This window comes from Sphingomonas sp. FUKUSWIS1 (assembly GCF_000733135.1).
In the GTDB taxonomy this organism is placed as follows: domain Bacteria; phylum Pseudomonadota; class Alphaproteobacteria; order Sphingomonadales; family Sphingomonadaceae; genus Sphingomonas; species Sphingomonas aerolata.
The window spans coordinates 22,015-26,413 of sequence record NZ_JPJC01000091.1 but is presented as its reverse complement, the minus strand read 5'-3'; the positions used below and the strand labels follow the sequence as shown (position 1 = coordinate 26,413).

Sequence of the window (4,399 nt, the reverse complement as noted above, 5' to 3'; positions counted from 1 at the left end):
CCCGCCCCAGTCGCACGAATGGATGACGAAGCCGCGGCGGGGTTCGACCGGCCCGCCGAAATGCACCGGGGCATTGGGCGCGTCACCGGGTGCGATCTCGAACTGTTCGAGCAGGTCGTGAAAGCCGAGACCGTCGACGGTGGCGCCGAGACCAATCCCGAGCGCGCCGTTTTCGTCATGACTGCACATCGCGATCACCGCGCGGGCGAACCGCGGATCGCTCATCCCCGGCATTGCCAGAAGGAGTTGCCCGGAAAGAAAAGCCGTCTTGTCCATGCCCTAGACCATAGCGTCGCGACGGCCCCGCCGCCACGCTTGAAATCGCGCGCCTCCCATACGAGGTACCGTCCGCCCGGGACGATCTCGCGGCGACAGGAGAATTTCCATGACGATCAGCGTCGGCGACCGGCTTCCCAACACCACTCTCGTCAAGGCCACCGCGGACGGCCCCGATCAGGTCGAGTCCGAGACCTTCTTCGCGGGCCGCAGGGTCGCGCTCTTCGCGGTCCCCGGCGCCTTCACCCCGACCTGCTCTGCCAAGCACCTGCCGGGCTTCGTCGAAAAGGAAGCCGCACTGAAGGCCAAGGGCATCGACGAGGTCGCCTGCACATCGGTCAACGATGCGTTCGTGATGGATGCATGGGGCAAGTCCGCCGGTGCCGGCGACATCACGTTGCTCGCGGACGGCAATGGCGATTTCGCCAAGGCGGTCGGCCTGACGATGGACGGCTCGGGCTTCGGCATGGGCACGCGCAGCCAGCGTTATTCGATGATCGTCAATGACGGCGTCGTCGAGCAGCTCAACGTCGAGGCCCCCGGTGAGTTCAAGGTGAGCTCTGCCGAGCATCTGCTCAGCGAGATCTGATTGCGACGCGCGCCTGATTGAACGTCGTGCTCCGTCATCCTCGCGCACGCGGGAATGACGGAGCTGGCGTGGCACGCGCGGTAGTCTTGCCTCCGTAATCTCGCCCGCGTAACACTGGGCGATGACAATCGCATCCGACCTGGTCGCCGAACTCGACCGCCTCTACCGCGCCTCCGTTGCGCGGCTCCAGTCCGCCATGAGCGCCTATATCGCCGACGGCACCGTGCCCGATCCGGCAACCCGCAGCGATGGCTCGTTCGCCTATCCCGAAATCCGGCTGATCTACAAAGGCGGCATTGACCGCCCGACCCCGCTCCGCTCCTTCGGACGCATGGTGAATCCCGGAGAATACCGGATCAGCGTGACCAAGCCCGCGATCTTCGCCGATTATCTGACCGAACAGCTGACGCTGCTGATCGAGGATTACGACGTCGAGGTCGAAGCCGTCGAAGGGCGGCAGGAGATCCCCTTCCCGTACGTCATCGATCCCGGCCACGCGCTGAGCCTCGACGAGGTCTCTGCGACCGAACTCGCACGGTTCTTTCCCGCCACCGAGCTCGCGCATATCGGTGACGAGATCGCCGACGGGCTGTGGGTGGCACAGGACGACACCCGTCCGCTCGCGCTGTTCGATGGCTTGCGGACCGATTTCAGTCTCGCACGGCTGCGCCATTACATGGGCACCCCTGCCGAACACGCGCAGCGCTTCGTATTGTTTACGAACTATCACCGCTATGTCGATGAATTCGTTCGCTGGGCGGGCACGCAGCTCGGCGAAGGCAGCCGGTTCACGACGCTGTCGGGCGCGGGCGGGATCACGATTTCGTCAGGGGATGATATCGACAAGATCATCTCCGACAGCGCATGGCGTCGGCACCAGATGCCCGCTTATCACCTGATGGCGGACGACCGTACCGGGATCACGCTCGTCAACATCGGCGTCGGCCCGTCCAACGCCAAGACGATCTGCGACCATCTTGCGGTACTGCGTCCCGAGGCCTGGCTGATGATCGGTCACTGCGGCGGCCTGCGTCCCAGCCAGCGGATCGGCGACTATGTGCTCGCGCATGCCTATCTGCGTGACGACCATGTGCTCGATGACGTGCTTCCGCCCGAGATTCCCGTCCCCGCGATCGCCGAAGTCCAGGTGGCGATGGCCAAGGCCGCCGAGATCGTCTCGGGCCAGTCGGGCGAGGACCTGAAGCGCCGGCTGCGTACGGGGACGATCGTCACCACCGACGACCGCAACTGGGAACTGCGCTATTCGAAATCGGCGCTGCGCTTCTCGCTGTCGCGCGCGGTCGGCATCGACATGGAATCCGCGACGATCGCGGCGCAGGGCTATCGCTTCCGCGTTCCCTACGGCACGCTGCTCTGCGTCTCGGACAAGCCGCTACACGGCGAGCTGAAGCTGCCGGGTCAGGCCAACCGCTTTTACGAACGCGCGATCAGCGAGCATCTGCGGATCGGGATCGAAACCTGTGAGCAGCTTCGCCAGGAGGGTGCCAAGCTGCACAGCCGCAAGCTGCGGGCGTTCGACGAGCCGCCGTTCCGCTGAGGCCTGCCGCGCGATTTTCGGAGCGCATCGCATGCCGATGCGTTACGCCCGCGGGATCATTTTGTGAGGGAGCATAGCCGTGGCCGACACCGACCCGCCTGAAACGGACGCCAAGAAGCCCGTCGTCACGCGCCGCCGCGCGCCGCGCAAGGCCAGTGCACCCAAGCCGGCAAAGCCAGTGGTTGCGCCGGCCGCGCCGGCAATCGACAAGCCGACATCCGAAAAGGCGGTCCCAGTCTCGCGGAAGCCCAAACCCGCCCCCAAGCCGCGCTCGACCAAGCGCAGCACGCCTCGACCGATATCGGCGCGCAAGACGCCGCCGCCCGTCGCCAAGCCGATCGACAAGGTCGGTGGCAAATGGGGTGCCGCCGCGATCGCGGGCGGCGTCGCGGTACTCGGCGCCGCCGCAGCGCTGCTGACCCTGCGCGGCAGCACGCCGAAGACGCCCAAACCCGCTGGCAAGCACGCGCATCAGGCGGACGGTACAGATTCGTCTAAGTCGTTCGAAGCCGGGATTGCCGACGAAGGAACGATCCCGGAATAATCGTCCCTGGCCCCCACTGTTCCCCCGCGGATGCGGGGGCCCAGCTAGACCCAAAGCGCGCTTGCAGCCGTGGATCACCGCCTTCGCGGGGAAGCAGGGCCGCCACCAATTGCCTAAAGCTCACCAGCCGGTCGGCTTGCCCTTGTTCTGCACGTCGAGCCACGCCTTGAGCGGCTTGAAATACTCGACCAGCGCCGCGCCCGACATCTCGCGGCTGCCCGTGAACACCTGCAGCGCATCCGGCCACGGCTTGGACTGACCCATGCTCAGCATCGCGTTCAGCTTCGTGCCGACCGCCTTGTTGCCGTAGAACGAGCAGCGATGCAGCGGCCCCTTCCACCCCGACTGCTCGCACGCCGCCTTGTAGAACTGGAACTGCAGCACGCGCGCGAGGAAGTAGCGCGTATAGGGCACCGCCGCCGGGATGTGATATTTCGCGCCCGCGTCGAACTTCGTCTCGTCGCGCGCGACCGGCGGCTTGATCCCCTGATATTGCAGCCGCATCTTGTCCCACGCCGCCTGATAGCCGGTCGTCGGGATCTGCCCCGAGAACACGCCCCAGCGCCACTTGTCGATCAGCAGCCCGAACGGCAGGAACGCGACCTTGTCCATCGCCTGACGCAGCAACAGGCCGATATCCTTGTCCGCGCTCGGCACGCGCGCCTGGTCGAGAAGTCCGATCTTCACCAGATAATCCGGCGTGATCGACAGCGCGACGGTATCGCCGATCGCCTCGTGGAAGCCGTCATTCGCGCCGTTCTTGTACAGCATCGGCTGCGCCTTGTAGGCACGCTGATAGTAGTTGTGGCCGAGCTCATGGTGGATCGTGACAAAGTCGTCCGCACTCACCTTGGTGCACATCTTGATGCGGATATCGTCCTGGTTGTCGATATCCCAGGCCGAGGCATGGCAGATCACGTCGCGGTCCGCGGGCTTGGTGATCTGCGACCGCTTCCAGAAGGTCTCGGGCAGCGGCGCAAAGCCCAGCGACGAGTAGAACCCCTCGCCCTGCTTGACCATCTTCACCGCGTCATAGCCCTTGGCCTTCAGCAACTCGCCCGTGTCGAAGCCGAGATCGCCAGCCCCCTTGGGGGCGACGATGTCATAGATATTGCCCCATTCCTGCGCCCACATGTTGCCGAGCAGATCGCTGCGGATCGGCCCGGTCTTCGCCTGGACCGCATCGCCGTACTTCTCGTTGAGCTTCCACCGCGTATAGGTGTGCAGCGCCATGTAGAGCGGCTCGACCTCTTTCCAGATCTTGTCGGTCAGCGCGGCGAACTGCTCTGGGCTCATGTCGTAGCCCGACCGCCACAGCGCGCCCACATCCCTGTAGCCGAGCTCGCGCGCGCCCTCGTTCGAGATCGCGGTCATCTTGGCATAGTCGCCGCGCATCGGTGCGCCGACCGCGTCGTTCCAGCTCGTCCACATC

At 65.3% G+C, this 4,399-nt stretch carries 5 protein-coding genes; 3 read left to right on the top strand and 2 right to left on the bottom strand.

Annotated elements, in window-relative coordinates; all coding sequences use genetic code 11:
* Positions 1-276, bottom strand: a 276-nt coding sequence (locus sphsw_RS18740) for a YqgE/AlgH family protein (protein ID WP_042466690.1), incomplete at its 3' end; no start/stop codon positions are given.
* Positions 277-385: 109 nt separating this feature from the next.
* Between sphsw_RS18740 and sphsw_RS06510 the strand changes: the two genes are divergently transcribed.
* The 3 genes from sphsw_RS06510 to sphsw_RS06500 all read left to right on the top strand — a co-directional run bounded on the left by sphsw_RS06510 (position 386) and on the right by sphsw_RS06500 (position 2,967).
* On the top strand, positions 386-865 hold the full coding sequence (locus sphsw_RS06510) for a peroxiredoxin (protein ID WP_031394784.1): 480 nt from the start codon (positions 386-388) through the stop codon (positions 863-865).
* Between the two features lie 121 nt (positions 866-986).
* Positions 987-2,423, top strand: coding sequence for an AMP nucleosidase (locus tag sphsw_RS06505; RefSeq protein ID WP_031439894.1), 1,437 nt, complete (start codon positions 987-989; stop codon positions 2,421-2,423).
* A gap of 79 nt (positions 2,424-2,502) precedes the next feature.
* On the top strand, positions 2,503-2,967 hold the full coding sequence (locus sphsw_RS06500) for a hypothetical protein (RefSeq protein ID WP_042466688.1): 465 nt from the start codon (positions 2,503-2,505) through the stop codon (positions 2,965-2,967).
* Positions 2,968-3,087: 120 nt separating this feature from the next.
* On the opposite strand, the gene sphsw_RS06495 is transcribed toward sphsw_RS06500, so the two are convergent.
* On the bottom strand, positions 3,088-4,399 hold a 1,312-nt coding region (locus tag sphsw_RS06495), incomplete at its 5' end, for a M2 family metallopeptidase (RefSeq protein ID WP_042466687.1).

Coding starts and splice junctions, on each gene's coding strand:
- sphsw_RS06510 (WP_031394784.1), top strand. CDS start 386: ATGACGATCAGCGTCGGCGACCGGCTTCCCAACACCACTCTCGTCAAG.
- sphsw_RS06505 (WP_031439894.1), top strand. CDS start 987: ATGACAATCGCATCCGACCTGGTCGCCGAACTCGACCGCCTCTACCGC.